Source organism: Pseudomonas kitaguniensis (assembly GCF_009296165.1).
GTDB classification, from domain to species: domain Bacteria; phylum Pseudomonadota; class Gammaproteobacteria; order Pseudomonadales; family Pseudomonadaceae; genus Aquipseudomonas; species Aquipseudomonas kitaguniensis.
Map to the genome: position 1 here is coordinate 1 of NZ_VUAZ01000142.1, position 19,818 is coordinate 19,818.

Sequence of the window (19,818 nt, forward strand, 5' to 3'; positions counted from 1 at the left end):
CTTGACGGAATGTCACCGCCGGAGTTCTCCAACATGGTGCGCAGCGAAGTGCAACAAGCTGATGGCCGCGGCTAAATAAAGCACGCCACTGCGCGTCAGCGGGTTTTACATACACAGCAAGATTTGCTTTCTGTGGGAGCGGGCTTGCTCGCGATTGCGGTGTGTCAGTTAAAAAATACTTATCTGACACACTGCAATCGCGAGCAAGCCCGCTCCCACAATTGACCGAATTTGGCTTGAGGGATGGGTCGGCTTTCGGGCGGATATGCTCCCAAAACCCCAGCCATACCCCTAAAGCCCGCAGCCCGGAACTGATGTTTAACCGCCCAAGTACGCCTCACGCACTTTGGGGTCGGTCAACAGCTGCGCGCCAGTGCCTTGCATCACCACCCGGCCGTTTTCCAGCACGTAGGCGCGGTCGGCGATTTTCAGCGCCTGGTTGGCGTTTTGCTCCACCAGGAACACCGTTACACCGTCCTTGCGCAGTTGTTCGATGATGTCGAAGATCTGCTGGATGATGATCGGTGCCAGGCCCAGCGACGGTTCGTCCAGCAACAGCAACTTGGGTTTGCTCATCAGCGCCCGGCCGATGGCGAGCATTTGCTGCTCGCGCCGGACATGGTGCCGCCGCGCTGGCTGAAGCGTTCCTTGAGCCGTGGAAACAGGTGCAGCACCTTGTCCATCTGCTCTTGGTAGTCGCCCTTGTCGGTGAAGAACCCGCCCATCGCGAGGTTCTCTTCCACGGTCAGGCGCGCAAACACCCGACGACCTTCCGGCACCACGGCAATGCTCTTGCGCATGATCTCGGAAGACTGCTGGCCCACCAGTTCTTCACCCATGTAGCGGATGCTGCCGGTGTGCGCCTGCGGCGAACCGCACAGGGTCATCAGCAAGGTCGACTTGCCCGCGCCGTTGGCGCCGATCAGCGTGACGATTTCACCTTGGCGCACTTCCACGTTGACGCTGTGCAGCGCCTGGATCTTGCCGTAGAAAGTGGAAACGTTTTCGAATTGCAGCATTTACGCTTCCCCCAAATAGGCTTTGATCACTTCTGGATTGTCGCGGATCTGCTCCGGCGTTCCGTTCGCCAGCGGCGTGCCCTGATTGATCACCACGATGTGGTCGGAAATGCTCATGACCAGTTTCATGTCGTGTTCGATCAACAGCACCGTGGCGTTGTTTTCTTCACGCAACACGCTGATCAGCGCCTTGAGGTCTTCAGTTTCCCTGGGGTTCAAACCGGCAGCCGGTTCGTCGAGCATCAGAATCCGCGGGCGGGTCATCATGCAGCGGGCGATTTCCAGGCGGCGTTGCTGACCGTAGGCCAGGGTGCCGGCGGGGCGGTTGGCGAACTCGGTCAGGTTGACCTTGTCCAGCCAGTACTCCGCATATTCCATGGCTTCGCGCTCGCTTTTGCGAAACGCCGGGGTCTTGAACAGACCTGCAAAGAAGTTGGTGTTGAGGTGACGGTGCTGCGCGATCAGCAGGTTCTCGACCGCCGTCATGTCCTTGAACAGGCGCACGTTCTGGAAGGTGCGCACCACGCCCTTGCGGGCGATCTCGTGGCCGGCCAGGCCCTGAATCGGCTGGCCATCCAGCAGGATGCTGCCGCCGCTCGGCTTGTAGAAACCGGTGAGGCAGTTGAACACTGTGGTCTTGCCGGCGCCGTTAGGGCCGATCAATGCCACAACCTGTTTCTCTTTGACGGTCAGGGCCACGCCGTTGACCGCGAGCAAGCCGCCGAAACGCATGCTCAAATTGTCGACTTTCAGGATCTCGCGGCTCATTTGCGCAGCTCCATGTGGGGACGTTGCATGGGCAGCAGGCCTTGAGGACGCCAGATCATCATCAGCACCATCATGGCGCCGAACATCAACATGCGGTATTCGCTGAACTCACGCATCATTTCCGGCAACAGGATCATCACGATCGCCGCCAAAATCACGCCCAACTGCGAGCCCATGCCGCCCAGTACGACGATGGCGAGAATGATCGCCGACTCGATAAAGGTAAACGACTCCGGGGTCACCAGGCCTTGGCGAGCGGCAAAGAAGCTACCGGCAAAACCGGCAAACGCAGCGCCCAGGGTGAATGCAGACAGCTTGATGATGGTCGGGTTGAGGCCCAGCGCCCGGCAGGCGATTTCATCTTCGCGCAACGCTTCCCACGCACGGCCGATCGGCATGCGCAGCAAACGGTTGATCACGAACAGCGCCGCCAGCGCCAGCAACAGCGCCACCAGGTACAGGAACACCACTTTGCTCACCGGGTTGTAGTCGATCCCGAAGTACTCGTGGAAGGTCTGCATGCCTTCGGCCGCAGTGCGGTCGAACGACAGCCCGAAGAACGTAGGCTTGGGGATGCTGCTTATGCCGTTGGGGCCGCCGGTGATGTCGGTAAGGTTACGCAGGAACAGACGGATGATTTCACCGAAGCCCAGCGTCACGATCGCCAAATAGTCACCGCGCAAGCGCAGCACCGGAAAGCCCAACAGGAAGCCGAACGTGGCCGCCGCCATGCCCGCCAGCGGCAGGCAAATCCAGAAGCTCCAACCGAGGTAGTGCGAGAGCAGCGCGTAGGTGTAGGCACCCACGGCGTAGAAGCCCACGTAACCGAGGTCGAGCAAGCCGGCCAGGCCCACCACGATGTTCAGGCCAAGGCCCAGCAACACGTAGATCAATATCAAGGTGGCGATGTCGACGGCGCCGCGCGAACCGAAGAACGGCCAGATCAGCGCGGCCACGATCAGGCCGATGATGATGTAGCGCTGGGTGCGCGGCAGGGTCAAAAATTGGCTGACCTTGGGCGACACCAACGGCGCACGGTTGCCTTTGAACAGGGCACCGACTTGCTGGGTGAACAGCACGCGCAGGAACATCAGCACCGAGCACAGGGCAATGATGGTCAGGGTCACGGGACCGGTGCCATGCACTTCCAGGTTGATGCCGACAATGCTCAGCTTGAGGCCGAGTACCGGGAAGGCCACGGCCCACACCAGCAAGGCGCTGAATAACGCCGATTTAAGATACTTGCTCATACTTTCTCAACCTCCGGACGGCCCAGAATGCCGGTCGGACGGAATAACAGCACCAGAACCAACAGGCCGAACGCCACGACGTCCTTGTACTGGTCGCCGAAAATATCGGCACCAAAGGCTTCGGCCACACCCAGCACCAGCCCACCGAGCATGGCGCCCGGAATACTTCCGATACCGCCCAAAACCGCTGCGGTAAAGGCCTTGAGGCCTACCAGGAAACCGGCGTTGGGGTTGATCACGCCGTATTGCATGCTCAGCAATACCGCCGCAACGGCTGCCAGCGCAGCGCCGATCACGAAGGTCAGGGCGATGATGTTGTTGGTGTTGATGCCCAGCAGGTTGGCCATCTTGATGTCTTCGGCGCAGGCCCGGCAGGCACGCCCCAGACGGGAGCGCGAGATAAACAGGGTCAAGCCAAGCATGGCCACCAGGGTGACCACGAAGACCAGAATCTGCATGTACGAAATCAGCACTTCTTGTGCGCCGCCTGGGCCGAAGGAGATGCTCCCCGGAATCAGGTTGGGAATGGACTTGTCCTTGGAGTCCTGGGACAGCAGTACAGTGTTCTGCAGGAAAATCGACATGCCGATAGCGGAAATCAGCGGGATCAAACGGTTGCTGCCACGCAAGGGACGGTAGGCAACCCGCTCGATACTGTAGCCGTAGGCACTGGTTACAACGATCGACGCGATAAACGCGGCGGTCATTAACAGCGGCAGGGAATGGATACCCAGCATGGCCAGCCCGGCAAGGGCGATGAAGGCCACGTAGGAACCAATCATGTACACCTCGCCATGGGCGAAGTTAATCATTCCAATGATGCCGTACACCATGGTGTAGCCGATGGCTATTAAGGCATAGGTGCTGCCAATGGTCAGGCCATTAACCAGCTGTTGGAAAAAATGATAGATCTCAGGCATTACAGCGCTCCTAAAAACCCGATACGCATTTCACTGGTGGAGTCATTTCCGGCTCGGTGCCCTGTTCTGTGAGCAGGTTGCACAAAGCGTTGGCCAGCGAACCGCTGGTGACGGTTTTAAGATTTTCAGGTGAGCCAGCGCCCGGATCGCGGGTGTCAGGCCCATAAACCTCGTAAAACAAAGCCCACTGCTCTCGCAGTGGGCTTGTTGACCAGTAACGCCTGGCTTACTGAGGGGAAACTTCGGTTTTTGGCTTGCCGAAGTGCCATTCGTAGACCACGAACTTAAAGTCTTTCAGGTCGCCCTTGGCGTCGAAGCTGAGTTCGCCGGTAGGGGTGCTGAAAGTGCCTGCGTGGATGGCGGCGGCAACTTTGGCGGTGTCTTCAGACTTCGCTGCCGTGATACCGGCGGCGATGACTTCAACAGCCGAGTAGGCCGGGAACACGAACGGACCGGTTGGGTCCTGCTTGTTCTTGGCGAACTCTTCAACGATGGCTTTGTTGGCGGGTTCGGTGTCGAACGACTTCGGCAGGGTGACCAGCAAGCCTTCGGAAGCGCCTTGGGCGATTTGCGAGATGGAGTCGTTGCCGACGCCTTCCGGGCCCATGAACTTCGCATTCAGGCCTTTTTCTTTGGATTGACGCAGGATCAGGCCCAGCTCTGGGTGGTAGCCGCCGTAGTAAACGAAGTCGACGTTGGCTTGCTTGAGCTTCTGAATGACCGAGGAGAAGTCCTTGTCGCCCGCGTTCAGACCTTCGAAGACGGCAACTTTCACGCCTTTCTTCTCAAGGGTCTGTTTAACGGCGGTGGCGATGCCTTCACCGTATTGCTGTTTGTCGTGCAGTACCGCGACGATCTTCGGCTTCACGTGGTCGGCGATGTAGTTGCCGGCGGCTGGGCCTTGGGCGCTGTCGAGGCCGATGGTGCGGAAGATCAGCTTGTAGCCACGGGCGGTGATTTCCGGGCTGGTGGCTGCCGGGGTAATCATGATGATGCCTTCGTCTTCGTAGATGTCCGACGCTGGCTGAGTGGAGCTGGAGCAGAGGTGACCGACCACGAACTTGACGCCGTCGTTGACCACTTTGTTGGCCACGGCCACGGCTTGTTTAGGGTCGCAAGCGTCGTCGTATTCCTTGGCTTCGAGCATTTTGCCATCCACGCCGCCCTTGGCGTTGATGTCGGCGATTGCTTGCTTGGCACCCATGAACTGCATGTCGCCGTATTGCGTTACAGGACCGGTTTTAGGTCCGGCAATGCCGATCTTGATGGTGTCGGCTGCGAACGAATGGCCGGCAACCCCAGCCAGGACCATAGCGGCAAACAATTTGGAAATCTGCTTAGTAGCCTTATTCATAATGCTCCACTCATGCTGTTGTATTTTTTATAGTTCCAGCGGCCTTGTGAGCTGCAGAACCGGATCAGATAGATCGGACATCCCCCCGGCAGTGCTTTGGCAACTGTACCGGTACAGTGTAGAGCGCCGGTTGATCGCTTGAAAAGCTGGCTGCCAGGGGCAAAACCCGGGGGTGTCGCTTAAATGAAAGAAAGAGACAGAATTGCGGCGGGGTGATGCCAGAGTTTCGGGCAATCCTTGGCGTTGCTGACACTTTCAATCGATGACTCATTTGCAACTGGGTTTTTCAGCCTGCCTTTTTATACGAAAGACTCGACGTTATGATTGCGCCACTTTTACTCAGGCGAATTCCCATGACGCAAGAACCTAGCACCCTCTATGCCAAGCTGCTCGGTGAAACCGCCGAAATTTCCTGGAAGGAGCTTGAGCCGTTCTTTGCCAAGGGTGCCCTATTGTGGGTCGACGCCGGGCTGGATTTGATCGAAGCGGCTGAAGCAATGGCCGAGGATAACCGCGACAAAGTAGCGGGGTGGCTGGCTGCGGGCAGCCTTGGGGAAGTGTCTGCGACGCGGGCATTGGACTGGCTGGCGCGCGATCCGAGCTTATGGGCAGTGGTGGTTTCGCCCTGGATTCTGATCCAGGAAAGGGCGGCCTAGGAAATTACCGCACGAAAAAGGTGCGTGTTTTGCCGGGTTAAAGTGGGTAGCGGAGTAACCGCTGATGCGATGATGGCATCTCGCCGTAGAGAAAGGTCACAGCCAAGGGTGACGTGTGCGTCAGCGGCACAGTTTCAGGTTCGGCGCGAAGGCGCGCGCAATTGTTTCTAGCTGTGTATTTGGCCGGGCTCTAATCAGCCGGCCAAGCATGGGCTAACGAATGGGCCTGACGATAGAGGGCGAGGCGCTGCGGGTTGGCGCCACTTCTTTCGGCGCGGGCATTTCCTTGTTGTTGCTGTCGGCGCTGAGCGCGTGAAGCGGGTTGCGCATCTGGATGCCCTGAATCACGCCAATGATTTCGCTGACTTGTACTGCCGGGCTTAGCAAGTAGCCTTGAATAAAATCACAGCCGAGCTTGAGCAGCATTTCAAATTGCACCTGGGTTTCGACGCCTTCGGTGACAACTTGCAAGTGCAGCGTGTGCGCCATGCCGATAATCGCCTGGACAATCTCGATGTCAGCAGTGGACTTGGGGATGTCCTGAATAAACGAGCGGTCGACTTTCAAAGTGTTAAGCGGCAGTCGCTTCAGGTAGGCCAGCGACGAATAGCCGGTGCCGAAGTCATCAATCGCCAGTGATACACCCAAGGCGCGAATTTGCCGCAACAGCGCGAGGGTGCTGCTGATATTGCCCATCAGCGCATTTTCGGTGACTTCCAGTTCGAGGCGGTGGGGCGCAATCGAGGCGAAGCGCAACGCATCTTCGATCTCATCCGCCAGTTCGTCACGGGCCATGTTCAGGGCCGAGCAGTTCACCGCCATGGTCAGCTCCGTGTAGCCCCGGTCCGACAGCAGGCTCAAATCGTGGCAGGCCTGGCGCAGTACCCAACTGTCCAGTTCGGCAATTAACCCGTTGCTCTCGGCGATGCCGATAAACCGGTCCGGGGTCAGCAGCCCGTGCCGCGGGTGCTGCCAGCGCACCAAGGCTTCAAGCCGGGTGACCTTGCCGAGCTTCATGTCGAAGATCGGCTGGTAAAACAACACCAGCTCATCGTTGGCGCGCAGGGCGGCGCGCAGGTCCTCTTCGAGTTGCAGCTCGAGGAAGGCGCGGGTTTTCAGGTTGGAGCTGAAGAAGTTCAGGCTGTTACGCCCGCAGTCCTTGGACTGATACAACGCCAGGTCGGCGGTTTTCAGCAGTTCTTCGCAGGTCAGGCCGTCGTCGGGAAACAGGCTGATGCCGATGCTGGTGGTCATCACCATGCGTCGGCCGGCCAACTCGATCGGCTCTTTCATTTTTTGCATGATGCGTTGCGCCAAGTGGCGCGCTTCGTCGCGGTGATGAATGCTGATCAGGATGCAGAATTCATCCCCGCCAAACCGCGCGACCACATCCTCATGGCTGCGTACCGAGCCCTTGATATGCCCGGCCAGCACCGTGAGCAACTGGTCGCCGGCATCATGCCCGAGGCTGTCATTGATGCGCTTGAAATGGTCGATGTCGAGGAAAATCACCGCCATCATGCCGTTGCTTTTGGCTTTTTCTGCGACTTTTTCGGCAAACACCTGGTTGAAGCCGCGACGGTTGAGCAAGCTGGTCAGCGCGTCGTAATGCGCCACCTGTTGCAACGAGGCGCGCGCTTGGTCCAGCTCGTTAAGCAGCGCGTTGACCCGGCGCAAGTCGCGCTCTTTATGCTGCAGTTTTTTGTCTGCGAGTGCCGCGCTGATGCTGCTGCCGATCACCAGCAAGGTAATGACCGCCACCGACAGGCCAAGTTGAATCGGGTTATTGTCCACCGGCAAGCCAAAGTCGGCGCCCGCAGGCACCAGCATTTGCATGCTGGCCATGCCGGTGAAGTGCATGCTCAGGATGCCGGCGCCGAGCACCAGGCTGGCGGCGTATTTGAGCAATTGATGAAACACGCCGGCACCGTTGCGCAGGTAGCACGACAGCAACAACGCCGCCAGGCTGGCGCCGATGGCAATGCCGATCGAGGCCAGGAACAGCCCCGACTCGAAATACACCTGGGCCTGCGAACGCATGGCCGACATGCCAACGTAGTGCATCAATGCGATGCCCAGCCCCATCCATACCGACGCCAATACGTACTTGTCTAACCGCAAGTGGGCGTGACTGAGGGTTTTCATGGCGAACAGCGAGGCAATCAGGGCGATCATCAGCGAGGCGAACGTCATGATCAGTTCGTAGTGAATCGCGATAGGCGCCTGAAAGGCCAGCATGCTGATGAAGTGAGTTGACCAGATACCGCCCGCCAGGCAACCGGCACCCAGCCACCGCCAGTGGCGCCGTGCGGTAGGGTCTTCGACATGGCCGACGCGCTCAGCCATGTCCAGTGTGCCAAACCCGGCTGCACAGGCAACCAGGTAGGCAAGCAACACCAGAAAGGGGTTATGAGTGCAATTGAGTAACAATTGCCCGCTTTCCGGCAGGTCGGTAAAAAAATGCAGACCCAGCCATTCCATAGCATGTCCCGAGGTTGCGTCACCGCCTGCAGCAATGACCTACGAGTTCGAGTATAGAGACCTCACCGGATTTGTCAGCGGTAATGGCACTTCGCTCAGAATGATTTTGGCATGTATGGCATAGCATTTTGTACTAAGCGCTGATGGGCAAGATCAATTCGAACGGCGCGTCCAACGGCGGCAAGCCAAAGGCGGCGCGTGCGGCATCGCAGTCGGTGTTCTGCTCACCCTGGCTCCACGACGCATCAAACTCGCGGCACGGGCTGGAGCGTTGTTCATAGATCGTGCAACGGGTGCCCTTGCCGACTTCACCTTCAAGGCTGCAGCAACGCGCGGGTTTCTGGTCGGTACCGATCATCGCCACACGCGTGGGGTTGATCTGCACCACCAGGTCATCCGGCACGGTGCCGCCCGATGAGGCGCACTCTCCCCAGAAGAAAGACACACGAAAGTATGAACAGCAGGCACCGCAACTCAGACACGGACTGACTTCGGACATGGGCGTCATCGATAAGAAAAGCAGGATGGGGGGACTGCGGGAAGGCTCGCCATTCTATCCGTGCCATGGCGCTTGGGAAGAGGGGCAAGCACTTATATTTTGCGTAGGCTAAGTCCGATTGTGACGGGTGAAATTACGCCCTATCAGCTTTACGAATCATTACAGACAAGCGGACCCCGCCTGACTATGTTGCAGGTACCTGAGCAGGATGCAGCGGGCATCACAGCTCTCATAACAATAAAAGAGACGGACCCATGCAGAACTCGACCCAAGCGGCGAATGCCTGGCGCATTCTGTTCCTGCTGTTCCTCGCCAACCTGTTCAATTTTTTCGACCGCACCATTCCTGCGATCATCATCGAGCCAATCCGCATGGAGTGGCACCTGAGCGACTTCCAGCTCGGCATCATCGGCACCGCCTTCACGCTCGTCTACGCCATTGCCGGCTTGCCCCTCGGGCGCCTCGCCGATACCGGCTCGCGCAGCAAGTTGATGGGCTGGGGGCTGTTTGCCTGGAGCGGGTTAACCGCCGTCAACGGACTGGTCGGCAGTTTCTGGACCTTTTTGCTGGTGCGCATGGGTATCGGGATTGGCGAGGCGAGTTACGCACCGGCGGCCAACTCGCTGATCGGCGACCTGTTTCCCGCACACCGGCGCGCCGGGCGATGGGCATTTTCATGCTGGGGTTGCCGTTGGGCCTGTTGCTGGCGTTCTTCACCATTGGCTGGATGGTCAAGGCGTTCGACAGTTGGCGCGCCCCCTTCTTCATCGCCGCCGTGCCGGGGATGATCCTTGCGGTGTTCATGTTTTATATCAAGGAGCCCAAGCGCGGCGCGGCGGAAACCGTGCAAGTTTCACAGACACGTGTCGACCGCCCGATCCGCCGCGTACTGGCGGTGCCGACCTTCCTTTGGCTGGTACTCGCCGGTTTGTGTTTCAACTTCGCCACCTACGCCTGCAACTCGTTCCTGGTGCCGATGCTGCAGCGTTACTTTTTGATGCCATTGCAGGACGCGGCGGTTGCCACTGGGGTAATCGTCGGCTTGACCGGCCTGGTGGGCCTGACGCTGGGCGGCTGGGTTGCCGACAAAATCCATCAGCGGGTGGCCAATGGTCGGCTGTTGTTTGCGGCGTGCAGCCTGATCATCTCCACCGTGACTACCGCGTGGGCCTTGCATGCCGGGCGCATCGAGATTGGTGTGTTTGTCGCGCTGTTCAGTGTCGGCTGGCTGTTTGCCTATAACTTCTACACCTGCGTGTACACGGCGATTCAGGACGTGGTCGAGCCGCGCTTGCGGGCCACGGCAATGGCGCTGTTTTTTGCCGGGCTGTACTTGCTGGGCGGTGGCATGGGGCCAATTGTGGTGGGCGGCCTGTCGGATCACTTTGCCCACGCGGCGATGTATGCCGATGGGGCTGCGCAGATGACCGAAGCGTATAAGGCGGTGGGGCTGCACGACGCCATGTACCTGATTCCCGTGGCGCTGTTTTTGACCCTGCTGTTCCTGTTCCAGGCATCGCGGTGTTTCGTGCGCGATGCCAAGAGAATGAAGGATGGGTTGGGAACGGTGCAGGTGCCGGGTTCTGCGGCGATTGCTTGAATCCGGGTTGACCCCATCGGGAGCAAGCCCCCTCCCACAAATGACCCAGCCAGGTTCAGATGTGGGAGGGGGCTTGCTCCCGATGGGGCCATCAAAGACACCACACTTCCCAAGAGCATAAAAAAGGCCCGCAGTACGCGGGCCTTGTTTTTAGCCGGGCAGGGCGGTGATCAACCCGCCACCAGCACCCGAATTGCTTCCAGACGCAGCGCCGCCTTGTCGAGCATGGCCAGGCCTTGCTCGCGTTGCTGGCGCAGGGCAACCAGTTCGCTGTCGCGCACGGTCGGGTTGACCGCTTGCAGCGCGGTCAAGCGCGCCAGCTCTTCGTCGGTGTCTGCCGCCAGACGGCGCTTGGCCTCGGCCACACGCTCGGCATGGCGCGGGGCGATCTTCTCTTCGCCGGCATTGATGCGCGGCGTCAGTTGATCGCGCTGGGCCTGGATAAACTTGTTGGCGCTGGCGCGCGGCACGCTTTCGAGCTGATCGTTGAGGGTTTCAAACGACACACGGCCCGACAGGTCATTGCCATTCGTATCCAGCAGGCAGCGCAAGGCGGCTGGCGGCAGGTAACGGCCCAGTTGCAGCGAACGCGGTGCGACCACTTCGCTGACGTAAAGCAGTTCCAGCAACACAGTGCCCGGCTTGAGCGCCTTGTTTTTGATCAGCGCCACGGCGGTGTTGCCCATCGAACCGGACAGCACCAGGTCCATGCCGCCCTGCACCATCGGGTGTTCCCAGGTGATGAACTGCATGTCTTCGCGCGACAGCGCCTGGTTACGGTCGTAGGTGATGGTCACCCCTTCGTCGTCGCCCAGCGGGAAGCTGGCGTCGAGCATTTTTTCGCTCGGCTTGAGGATCAGCGCGTTTTCCGAATGGTCTTCGCTGTCGATGCCGAACGCGTCGAACAGGGTTTCCATGTAGATCGGCAGGGCGAATTGATCGTCTTGCTCAAGGATGTCTTCAACCAGTGCATCACCTTCGCCCGCGCCGCCGGAATTGAGTTCCAGCAGGCGGTCGCGGCCGGTGTGCAGCTCCTGTTCCAGGCGCTCGCGCTCGGCACGGGCCTCGTCGATCAGGGCTTGCCACTCGCCGTCGTCGGCATTTTCGAGCAGCGGCAGCAGGCGCGGGCCAAACGTGTGCTGCAAGGCGTTGCCGGTCGGGCAGGTGTTGAGGAACGCGTTCAGCGCTTCGTGATACCACTGGAACAGACGCTCTTGCGGGCTGGTTTCCAGGTAAGGCACGTGCAATTCGATCACATGTTTCTGGCCGATCCGGTCCAGACGACCGATGCGCTGTTCCAGCAGGTCGGGGTGGGACGGCAGGTCGAACAGCACCAAATGGTGGGAGAACTGGAAGTTGCGGCCTTCACTGCCGATTTCCGAGCAGATCAGCACTTGGGCGCCAAATTCTTCATCGGCAAAGTACGCGGCGGCGCGGTCACGCTCAAGGATATTCATACCCTCGTGGAACACCGTGGCCGGGATGCCCGAGCGCACGCGCAAGGCGTCTTCCAGGTCCATGGCGGTTTCGGCGTGGGCGCAGATCACCAGTACTTTGGTGCGCTTGAGCATTTTAAGCTGGTCGATCAGCCACTCAACCCGTGGGTCGAAGCGCCACCAGCGGTTTTCTTCGTCGACGTCCGGCTGCGCCTGAAAGCTGACTTCCGGGTACAGCTCGGCGTGTTCACCCAGCGGCAATTCGAGGTATTCGTCCGGGTTCGGCAGCGGATAGGCGTGCAGCTTGCGCTCCGGGAAGCCTTGCACGGCGGCGCGGGTGTTGCGAAACAGCACGCGGCCGTGCCGTGGCGGTCGAGCAGCTCACGCACCAGGCGCGCGCTGGCTTCGGTGTCGCCATCGTTGACGGCGGTGAGCAATGCTTCACCCTCATCACCCAGGAAACCCTGGATGGTTTTGTGTGCGGTCGGTGACAGGCGGCCCTTGTCCAGCAGCTCCTGCACGGCTTCGGCCACCGGGCGATAATTTTCGCTTTCGGCGCGGAAGGCTTTTACGTCATGGAAGCGGTTCGGGTCGAGCAGGCGCAGGCGCGCGAAGTGGCTGTCCTGGCCGAGTTGTTCCGGGGTGGCGGTCAGCAGCAGCACGCCCGGGATGACTTCGGCGAGTTGTTCGACCAGCGAATATTCCGCGCTGGCTTTTTCTTCGTGCCACACCAAATGGTGGGCTTCATCGACCACCAGCAAGTCCCAACCGGCGGCAAACAGCGCGTCCTGGGCTTTTTCGTCGTCGACCAGCCACTCCAGCGCCACCAGGGCGAGCTGGGTGTCTTCGAACGGGTTGGTGGCATCGCTTTCGATAAAACGTTCTTCGTCGAACAGCGCCACTTGCAGGTTGAAGCGGCGGCGCATCTCAACCAGCCACTGGTGCTGCAGGTTTTCCGGCACCAGTATCAGCACGCGGTTGGCGCGGCCCGAGAGCAACTGGCGATGGATCACCAAGCCGGCTTCAATGGTCTTGCCCAGGCCCACTTCGTCAGCCAGCAACACCCGCGGTGCGATACGGTCAGCGACTTCGCGGGCGATGTGCAATTGGTGCGCAATCGGTTGTGCACGCACGCCACCCAAGCCCCACAGCGCGGACTGCAACTGGCGGCTGGTATGTTCCAGTGTGTGGTAACGCAGCGAGAACCAGGCCAGCGGGTCGATTTGCCCGGCGAACAGGCGGTCGCTGGCCAAGCGGAACTGGATGAAGTTGGAGAGTTGGGTTTCCGGCAGCGTGACCTGCTCGTTCTGCCCATTGAGGCCGTGGTAAACCAGCAAGCCGTCGACGTCGTCGACTTCCTGTACGGTCATTTTCCAGCCTTCGAAATGGGTGATGCTGTCACCCGGCGAAAACCTCACGCGAGTGAGGGGCGCATTCCGTAGCGCATACTGGCGAGTGTCGCCAGTGGCCGGATAGAGCACGGTCAACAAGCGGCCGTCCTGTGCCAGAACGGTGCCTAACCCCAGCTCTGCTTCGCTGTCACTAATCCAGCGTTGCCCCGGTTGATACTGCTGCGCCATGCTGCCTGACTCCCGCCGTGAAAAAGCCGACTATCTTAACGGAACAAGACCCGTAGCCAAAGGACTCTGACAAAAACTACCCTGTTTGTACGGCAGTTCGTAAGCTGGATCGACGGGTGGCGGGCACTGACGAGTGTCGACTCGGTCACAGCTTGGCGACTCTGTGCTCAAGTCGCCCAGTTAACCGCCGACAGCCTGTTGATCAGGAGAGTAATTATTATGCTGCCACCCATGCTGCCCGTCAGTGTTGTACCGGTCACGTCGCAACTTGACCCGGTGCGCCAGAAGCCGGATATCCCGCCCGTGGTGCCAGTACAACCAGGCTCCAACGAAAGTACCATCGACTTGAAAAATGGCGACGCCGAGCAGTCGACGTATCTTCTTCGCGAAGAACAACGCCGCCAGCAAGAACAGCAGAAACGCCGTCGCGAAGCCGAAGAAGATCCCGAGCAGCACTTGGCGATTCCCGGCGATGTGCTAAACGCCGATAACACCGTGCCGGTGGTGCCGCTGATCGAAGATGCGCCGCGCCAGGGCTTGTGGGTGGACGTCGAGGTTTAACCGCTCTGAGGCGCCTCTACGGTCGAGGATTTTTACCCGCGCATTTGCCGTTGGGCGGGGCAGGCCGCATTATTGAGTTATTCCCGCCACAAACTAAGCCAAGCCATGAGTGATGACGACAAGCTGATCGACCTGAATGCCGAACGTGCCAAACGTGTGCATGACCTGAATGACAAGCGCCTGAACGAGGTGCGCCAAGCGTTTGAGCATGCGATGCCGCTTGGCAGCGTTAAGAAAAAGTCGAAGAAAAAGCCGAAAAAGCGTTGAAACAACCTGCATCTGTTGATGCAGGTCAGTTATCGCCCTTCTTTACGCCCCGTTGCGGGCGACATTGATCCCCGTCAATTTTTCAATCTGCGTTCTCCATTAACTTAGCCCTATCGCAACAGGGCACGAGCAGGAGGCCGGTCATGTTCTTCGATAACGTGGTATTTGCCGGGGTACTGACTGTCAGCCTCATGCTGATGTTTTTTGTAGGGTTTGGAGTTTTTATCTGGAAGGACGCTAACAAGCGCAAACAACCGTAAGTCTTTCTGGTATGTGAGCACGCAAGGCATTTTGGGCAACTTCGGTTGCCCTTTTTTTTGCCTGTTTTTTAGTCGGGTATGGCCAGGCGCTTAACTGACAGGCAAAAAAAAGGCGCGATCCTCATTGAGGTCGCACCTTGTTTTTCAGCCGTAGTCTGTCAACTGCCCAATGCCTTGGACGCCAGCCAGAACAACCCGGCCGACAGGCCAACGGTTGCCGGCAGGGTCAACACCCACGCCATCAGAATTGTCTTCACGGTGCCACCTTGCAGCCCGCTCTTGTTGGCCACCATGGTCCCGGCAACACCCGACGACAGCACGTGCGTCGTGGACACCGGCAGGCTGAAGATGTTGGCCAGGCCAATCATGCTTGCGGTCGTGATCTGCGCCGACATGCCCTGCGCATAGGTCATGCCCTGCTTGCCGATCTTCTCGCCAATGGTCAGTACCACACGCTTCCAGCCGACCATGGTGCCCAGGCCCAAGGCCAGTGCAACGGCAAGGATCACCCAGAACGGTGCGTATTCAGTGGTGGCGGTCAGGTCTTTACGCAGCTTGTCGAGGTCAGCCTTGTCACGCGCATCCAGGCCCGGCAGCTTGCTGACTTTTTTCGCGGTGTCGTCCAGGCAGAGCAGGTAACGACGCACTTCGATGCGCTGATCCGACGTCAGGGAATGGTAGTCGGAGACGCCTTTCAACGTGTCGACCAGTGCATTGATGGTCGGCTCGGTCTGCTGCGGATTGCAGCGGAACTTGCCCGGCAAGTCGTCTTTCACGCTTTTGCCCAGCGCCAGAAACTCGCCGAGGCTTGCGTTGTTACGCTCATAGAACTGACTCAAGTGCACGGTAGCGTCGCGGGTACGTTCGATCTGGTAGGTGGTGGTGCCCAGGTCGAGTACGAACTGCGCGGGCACAATACCGATCAGCACCAGCATGATCAGGCCGATGCCTTTTTGACCATCGTTGGAGCCGTGCACGAAGCTGACCGCCATCGCCGAAATCACCAGTACCAAGCGGTTCCAGAACGGCGGGTGCTTCTTGTCGTCAAGCTTGCGGCGCTGGTCCGGCGTCTTGTGCATCTTCGACAGCGGTCGCCACCATTTCAGGGCGAGCAGCACCAGGGCCGCGACCAGGAAACCGGCCATCGGCGAGAACACCAGGGACGCACCGATATCGACGGCTTTCTGCCAGTTAACACCGTCAGCCAGCGGAATGTCGTTGATCAGGGCATTCGCCAGGCCAACACCGAGGATCGAGCCGATCAGCGTGTGAGAACTGGAGGCCGGAATACCGAAGTACCAGGTGCCCAGGTTCCAGGTGATCGCCGCTGCCAATAATGAGAAGACCATAGCCAAACCATGGCCGGTGTTCACATTGATCAGCAACTCAACCGGCAGCAAATGCACGATGGCGTAGGCGACACCGACACCACCGAGCAACACGCCGAGGAAGTTGAATACCCCGGAGAAGAACACGGCCAGGTGCGGCGGCATGGCTTTGGTATAGATGACTGTGGCCACCGCGTTAGCGGTGTCATGAAAGCCATTGATGAACTCGAAGGCGAGGACAAAGGCCAGGGCGAGCAACAGGCTCACTAGAACCCACGCATCCAGTCCGCTGAATAAATCGATCATGAAGGTTTTCTGACCCGGTCGTAAGGGGGCGCGATTATGCCAGAAAACCTCGGTAATCGATGCACTAGCTGCTCATCGGTAACAATCTTCACTGAAAAAAACGTGACAAAAGGGCCGCATCCCAACGTTTTCGGGGGGTTGGCAAGTCTTTGATTTATAAAGCACAGCGCCAGAAAGGCGAGGTTTTATGACGCAATTGTGACGTTTGAAACATTTGTACGAAATTTCGCTTGGGGCGGTAGGGTGTTTAGAGAACCCTGCTGGCAACGCGCCAGCAGTGGTTGCAAAACCGCATGCCGAACCCGCGTGTTGAGGATTAGTCGGTCTTGAGTTCCTGCTCGATTTTTTGGATTTCCTGGGCAAAGGCCTGGTCGAGCAAGCTGGCTCGCTTGCGCCAAGGCTTGCGCTCGGGCTCTGGCTGAGCGGCGTAGGTGGTGACTTCCCCGCCGTAAACGTCCTTGTAACGTTGCTCCTGGCGCTCAAGTTCCGCGCGCAGTTCGTCTTTCGTCACAGTATTACCTAATTCAGTTGAGTGTATTTGATGTGCAGCGTCATGCCTGAAAGTCGCCCTCGGGGCATTTCAAGTTGAACGCTGTAGCCGTTCAAGTTTGGAAGCAGGGCCAAAAGGTCATGTCGTTTAATCGAATGCTTGTGACTGACATGCCGGCCGTTTGCACGTCTGGCGAGCTCCACTCCCGATAATCATACCGGGCTGACCTCTGCACACGCTGCATTATAGCGGCGCATTTGAATAACACTATCATGATTAACTTAAAAAACGTCAATCTCGCGTGAGGGTTTTGTTACATACAGAAGCAAGTAGTTACGCAGAGCGCTGGCACAAGTTCCGTCGACTTTCTAAATGTGCGCGTGAGTGCATAAAGTTTATAGCGCCATCAGGCAATTCTAAAACTTGGCTGTGGGCGGTAAATTGCGATAATCGACTGATCGTCCGATAATCGCCCAATGTCGCAGGCCCGCGCCTTGTACATCCCGACCTGCGCGGCTTGTAATAGCGGCCAACCCTCCCGGCGGTTGAAAACAAGAGAAAGGAACCCCTGAATGAACGATCAATTGCGCAACTCCTTCGCGTCAGTAGCGCCGCCGATCGTGGCGTCACCGGCCAAGCGCATCCAGGCGTTTACCGGTGACCCGGACTTCATGACTTCTCTGGCGCGTGGCCTGGCCGTGGTGCAGGCGTTCCAGGAACGCAAGCGGCACCTGACCATCGCGCAGATCAGCCACCGCACCGAAATCCCCCGCGCCGCCGTACGACGTTGCCTGCATACCTTGATCAAACTCGGCTACGCAACCACCGACGGGCGCACCTATTCGTTGTTGCCCAAGGTGCTGACGCTGGGGCACGCCTATTTATCGTCCACGCCATTGGCCGTATCGGCCCAGCCGTATCTGGACCGCATGAGTGAGCAACTGCACGAAGCCTGCAACATGGCGACCCTGGAGGGCGATGACATCTTGTATATCGCCCGTTCAGCCACCACCCAGCGCCTGATTTCGGTGGACTTGTCGGTAGGCGGGCGGTTGCCGGCGTATTGCACGTCCATGGGCCGTATCCTGCTGGCGGCGCTGGATGACGCCTCGCTGCAGGACTACCTTGACCACGCTGACCTGCCGACCAAGACCAGCCGCACGTTGACCACGCCCCAAGCGCTGTTCGAGTGCCTGCAACAAGTGCGTCAGCAGGGCTGGTGCGTGGTCGATCAGGAACTCGAACAAGGCCTGCGTTCCATCGCGGTGCCGGTGTACGACGCCTCCGGCCAAGTGCTCGCCGCGCTCAACGTCAGCACTCACGCCGCCAGGGTCAGCCGCAGCGAATTGGAGCAACGTTTCCTGCCGAGCATGCTCAGTGCCAGTCGCGAGCTGAGTGCGCAACTGTTTGCCTAAGCTGTTCGGTGACCGCACAGATCCACGCGTGATCAATTGACGATGTTCCGCCTGGCTTATTAAGGTGCGGCAGCGCTATCAGCGTTGCCCCAATAATAATGACGACTTCAAGTCGTTGGCCCGCCCATCGGTGTGGAAATAACAATAATGAGTCAGCCCTCTGTCGGTACTAACCTGGACGTACAGTCCTTTATCAATGCCCAGCCGCTGTCACGCTACCAGTGGCGCGTGGTTATTCTGTGTTTCCTGATCGTTTTTCTCGATGGCCTCGACACCGCTGCCATGGGCTTTATCGCGCCCGCGCTGTCGCAGGATTGGGGCATCGATCGCGCCAGCCTCGGCCCGGTGATGAGCGCCGCGTTGATCGGCATGGTTTTCGGCGCACTCGGCTCTGGCCCGCTGGCCGACCGGTTCGGTCGCAAAGTGGTGTTGGTGGGCGCGGTGCTGGTGTTTGGTGCCTTCAGCCTGGCGTCGGCCTACAGCGCTAATGTTGACCAGTTGCTGGTGTTGCGCTTCCTCACCGGGCTGGGCCTGGGCGCCGGTATGCCCAACGCCACCACACTGCTGTCCGAATACACCCCTGAGCGCCACAAGTCGTTGCTGGTGACCAGCATGTTCTGCGGCTTCAACCTGGGCATGGCCGGTGGCGGGTTTATCTCGGCCAAGCTGATCCCGGCGTTCGGCTGGCATAGCTTGCTGCTGATCGGCGGCATTCTGCCGTTGATGCTGGCGGTGGTATTGCTGGTGTGGTTGCCGGAGTCGGCGCGTTACCTGGTGGTGCGCAATCGTGGCACCGACAAAGTGCGCAATGCGCTGTCGCCCATCGAGCCCGTCAGCGTTGCCCAAGCCAGCAGTTTCAGCGTGCCCGAGCAAACGACCGTCAAGGCGCGCAACGTGTTCGCGGTGATTTTCTCCGGCACCTACAGCGCCGGCACCTTGTTGTTGTGGCTCACCTATTTCATGGGCCTGGTGATTGTTTACCTGCTGACCAGTTGGCTGCCGACCCTGATGCGTGACAGCGGCGCGAGCATGCAGCAGGCCGCGTTTATCGGCGCATTGTTCCAGTTGGGCGGCGTGTTAAGCGCCGTCGGCGTGGGCTGGGCCATGGACCGTTTCAATCCGCACAAGGTCATCGGCACTTTTTACCTGTTGGCCGGGGTATTTGCCTACGCGGTCGGGCAGAGCCTGGGCAATATCACCGTGCTCGCGACGCTGGTGCTGATCGCCGGCATGTGCGTCAACGGTGCGCAGTCGGCGATGCCGTCCCTTGCTGCGCGTTTTTACCCGACCCAGGGCCGCGCCACTGGCGTGTCGTGGATGCTCGGCATCGGCCGCTTCGGCGCCATCCTCGGCGCCTGGATGGGCGCGACCTTGCTTGGCCTCGGCTGGAACTTTGAACAGGTGCTGACCGCGCTGGTGGTGCCGGCAGCGCTGGCCACTGCAGCGGTTGTGATCAAAGGCATGGTCAGCCACGCCGACGCCACCTGAGGGCTGGTGCGGGAGAGGGCTTGCTCCCTCGCGCATTTAAACCAGATTCGCACCGAGGATTATCCGTTCGATAATCGAACGCTGAGTCGATTATCGGATTGTTTGGCCCATTTGCCCGGCTTAACCTTGGTTCACTTCGG

General features: G+C 59.2%; 14 protein-coding genes and 3 pseudogenes. 7 read left to right on the forward strand and 10 right to left on the reverse strand.

Features of this window, described 5'->3' with window-relative positions; translation table 11 throughout:
* Positions 1–318 precede the first annotated feature (318 nt).
* From F0169_RS22485 to F0169_RS22505, 5 genes and pseudogenes are all read right to left on the reverse strand, one after another.
* Positions 319–1,019: pseudogene (locus F0169_RS22485) on the reverse strand (ABC transporter ATP-binding protein).
* A complete protein-coding gene (gene livG, locus F0169_RS22490; protein ID WP_058413612.1) occupies positions 1,020–1,787 on the reverse strand; it encodes a high-affinity branched-chain amino acid ABC transporter ATP-binding protein LivG in 768 nt (255 codons plus the stop codon).
* Complete coding sequence (locus F0169_RS22495; RefSeq protein ID WP_058413611.1) at positions 1,784–3,037, reverse strand: high-affinity branched-chain amino acid ABC transporter permease LivM; 1,254 nt, start codon at positions 3,035–3,037, stop codon at positions 1,784–1,786. The genes livG and F0169_RS22495 overlap by 4 nt, the downstream gene beginning before the upstream one ends.
* The gene (gene livH, locus F0169_RS22500; RefSeq protein ID WP_016970385.1) at positions 3,034–3,957 is read right to left on the reverse strand and encodes a high-affinity branched-chain amino acid ABC transporter permease LivH; all 924 of its coding nucleotides are present in this window, start codon (positions 3,955–3,957) and stop codon (positions 3,034–3,036) included. Before livH ends, F0169_RS22495 begins: the two co-directional genes overlap by 4 nt.
* A gap of 226 nt (positions 3,958–4,183) precedes the next feature.
* A complete protein-coding gene (locus F0169_RS22505) occupies positions 4,184–5,311 on the reverse strand; it encodes a branched-chain amino acid ABC transporter substrate-binding protein (protein ID WP_058413610.1) in 1,128 nt (375 codons plus the stop codon).
* Positions 5,312–5,664: 353 nt separating this feature from the next.
* Here F0169_RS22505 and F0169_RS22510 point away from each other — a divergent pair, with 353 nt between their 5' ends.
* Complete coding sequence (locus F0169_RS22510; RefSeq protein ID WP_152747654.1) at positions 5,665–5,967, forward strand: DUF2288 domain-containing protein; 303 nt, start codon at positions 5,665–5,667, stop codon at positions 5,965–5,967.
* 213 nt (positions 5,968–6,180) lie between these two features.
* Here F0169_RS22510 and F0169_RS22515 read toward each other — a convergent pair whose 3' ends face one another.
* Both F0169_RS22515 and F0169_RS22520 read right to left on the reverse strand, forming a co-directional pair.
* On the reverse strand, positions 6,181–8,448 hold the full coding sequence (locus F0169_RS22515; protein ID WP_152747655.1) for a putative bifunctional diguanylate cyclase/phosphodiesterase: 2,268 nt from the start codon (positions 8,446–8,448) through the stop codon (positions 6,181–6,183).
* 133 nt (positions 8,449–8,581) lie between these two features.
* Entirely contained in the window at positions 8,582–8,947 is a 366-nt protein-coding gene (locus F0169_RS22520; RefSeq protein ID WP_152747656.1) for a YkgJ family cysteine cluster protein, read from the reverse strand.
* A gap of 254 nt (positions 8,948–9,201) precedes the next feature.
* On the opposite strand from F0169_RS22520, the pseudogene F0169_RS22530 reads away from it, so the two are divergent.
* Positions 9,202–10,547: pseudogene (locus F0169_RS22530) on the forward strand (spinster family MFS transporter).
* A gap of 236 nt (positions 10,548–10,783) precedes the next feature.
* Here F0169_RS22530 and rapA read toward each other — a convergent pair.
* A pseudogene (gene rapA / locus F0169_RS22535) lies at positions 10,784–13,563 on the reverse strand (RNA polymerase-associated protein RapA); the annotation flags it as partial.
* A 219-nt stretch (positions 13,564–13,782) separates the two neighbouring features.
* On the opposite strand from rapA, the gene F0169_RS22540 reads away from it, so the two are divergent.
* From F0169_RS22540 to ccoM, 3 genes are all read left to right on the forward strand, one after another.
* Positions 13,783–14,124 (forward strand): hypothetical protein, encoded by a 342-nt coding sequence (locus F0169_RS22540; protein WP_058413604.1) that lies wholly within the window; start codon positions 13,783–13,785, stop codon positions 14,122–14,124.
* Positions 14,125–14,229: 105 nt separating this feature from the next.
* On the forward strand, positions 14,230–14,391 hold the full coding sequence (locus F0169_RS27465; protein WP_172979520.1) for a hypothetical protein: 162 nt from the start codon (positions 14,230–14,232) through the stop codon (positions 14,389–14,391).
* 143 nt (positions 14,392–14,534) lie between these two features.
* Positions 14,535–14,651, forward strand: a complete 117-nt coding sequence (ccoM, locus tag F0169_RS28080) for a cytochrome c oxidase subunit CcoM (RefSeq protein WP_058413603.1) — start codon at positions 14,535–14,537, stop codon at positions 14,649–14,651.
* A gap of 158 nt (positions 14,652–14,809) precedes the next feature.
* Here ccoM and F0169_RS22545 read toward each other — a convergent pair whose 3' ends face one another.
* Together F0169_RS22545 and F0169_RS22550 are read right to left on the reverse strand one after the other, a co-directional pair.
* On the reverse strand, positions 14,810–16,285 hold the full coding sequence (locus tag F0169_RS22545; protein WP_058413602.1) for an inorganic phosphate transporter: 1,476 nt from the start codon (positions 16,283–16,285) through the stop codon (positions 14,810–14,812).
* A gap of 316 nt (positions 16,286–16,601) precedes the next feature.
* Positions 16,602–16,796 carry a hypothetical protein gene (locus tag F0169_RS22550; protein ID WP_058413601.1) on the reverse strand — a complete coding sequence of 65 codons (195 nt, stop codon included), beginning with the start codon at positions 16,794–16,796 and terminating at the stop codon, positions 16,602–16,604.
* Positions 16,797–17,347: 551 nt separating this feature from the next.
* Here F0169_RS22550 and pcaR point away from each other — a divergent pair.
* Positions 17,348–18,190 carry a pca regulon transcriptional regulator PcaR gene (gene pcaR / locus F0169_RS22555; RefSeq protein WP_058413600.1) on the forward strand — a complete coding sequence of 281 codons (843 nt, stop codon included), beginning with the start codon at positions 17,348–17,350 and terminating at the stop codon, positions 18,188–18,190.
* Between the two features lie 147 nt (positions 18,191–18,337).
* On the forward strand, positions 18,338–19,678 hold the full coding sequence (gene pcaK, locus F0169_RS22560; RefSeq protein WP_152747657.1) for a 4-hydroxybenzoate transporter PcaK: 1,341 nt from the start codon (positions 18,338–18,340) through the stop codon (positions 19,676–19,678).
* The last annotated feature ends 140 nt before the right edge of the window (positions 19,679–19,818 follow it).

What these genes read in the sequence shown, in the direction of transcription:
- pcaR (WP_058413600.1), top strand. Translation starts at nt 17,348, where the DNA reads ATGAACGATCAATTGCGCAACTCCTTCGCGTCAGTAGCGCCGCCGATC.
- F0169_RS22510 (WP_152747654.1), top strand. Translation starts at nt 5,665, where the DNA reads ATGACGCAAGAACCTAGCACCCTCTATGCCAAGCTGCTCGGTGAAACC.
- F0169_RS22540 (WP_058413604.1), top strand. Translation starts at nt 13,783, where the DNA reads ATGCTGCCACCCATGCTGCCCGTCAGTGTTGTACCGGTCACGTCGCAA.
- F0169_RS27465 (WP_172979520.1), top strand. Translation starts at nt 14,230, where the DNA reads ATGAGTGATGACGACAAGCTGATCGACCTGAATGCCGAACGTGCCAAA.
- pcaK (WP_152747657.1), top strand. Translation starts at nt 18,338, where the DNA reads ATGAGTCAGCCCTCTGTCGGTACTAACCTGGACGTACAGTCCTTTATC.
- F0169_RS22520 (WP_152747656.1), bottom strand. Translation starts at nt 8,947, where the DNA reads ATGTCCGAAGTCAGTCCGTGTCTGAGTTGCGGTGCCTGCTGTTCATAC.
- F0169_RS22495 (WP_058413611.1), bottom strand. Translation starts at nt 3,037, where the DNA reads ATGAGCAAGTATCTTAAATCGGCGTTATTCAGCGCCTTGCTGGTGTGG.
- F0169_RS22515 (WP_152747655.1), bottom strand. Translation starts at nt 8,448, where the DNA reads ATGGAATGGCTGGGTCTGCATTTTTTTACCGACCTGCCGGAAAGCGGG.
- F0169_RS22505 (WP_058413610.1), bottom strand. Translation starts at nt 5,311, where the DNA reads ATGAATAAGGCTACTAAGCAGATTTCCAAATTGTTTGCCGCTATGGTC.
- livH (WP_016970385.1), bottom strand. Translation starts at nt 3,957, where the DNA reads ATGCCTGAGATCTATCATTTTTTCCAACAGCTGGTTAATGGCCTGACC.
- F0169_RS22545 (WP_058413602.1), bottom strand. Translation starts at nt 16,285, where the DNA reads ATGATCGATTTATTCAGCGGACTGGATGCGTGGGTTCTAGTGAGCCTG.
- ccoM (WP_058413603.1), top strand. Translation starts at nt 14,535, where the DNA reads ATGTTCTTCGATAACGTGGTATTTGCCGGGGTACTGACTGTCAGCCTC.
- livG (WP_058413612.1), bottom strand. Translation starts at nt 1,787, where the DNA reads ATGAGCCGCGAGATCCTGAAAGTCGACAATTTGAGCATGCGTTTCGGC.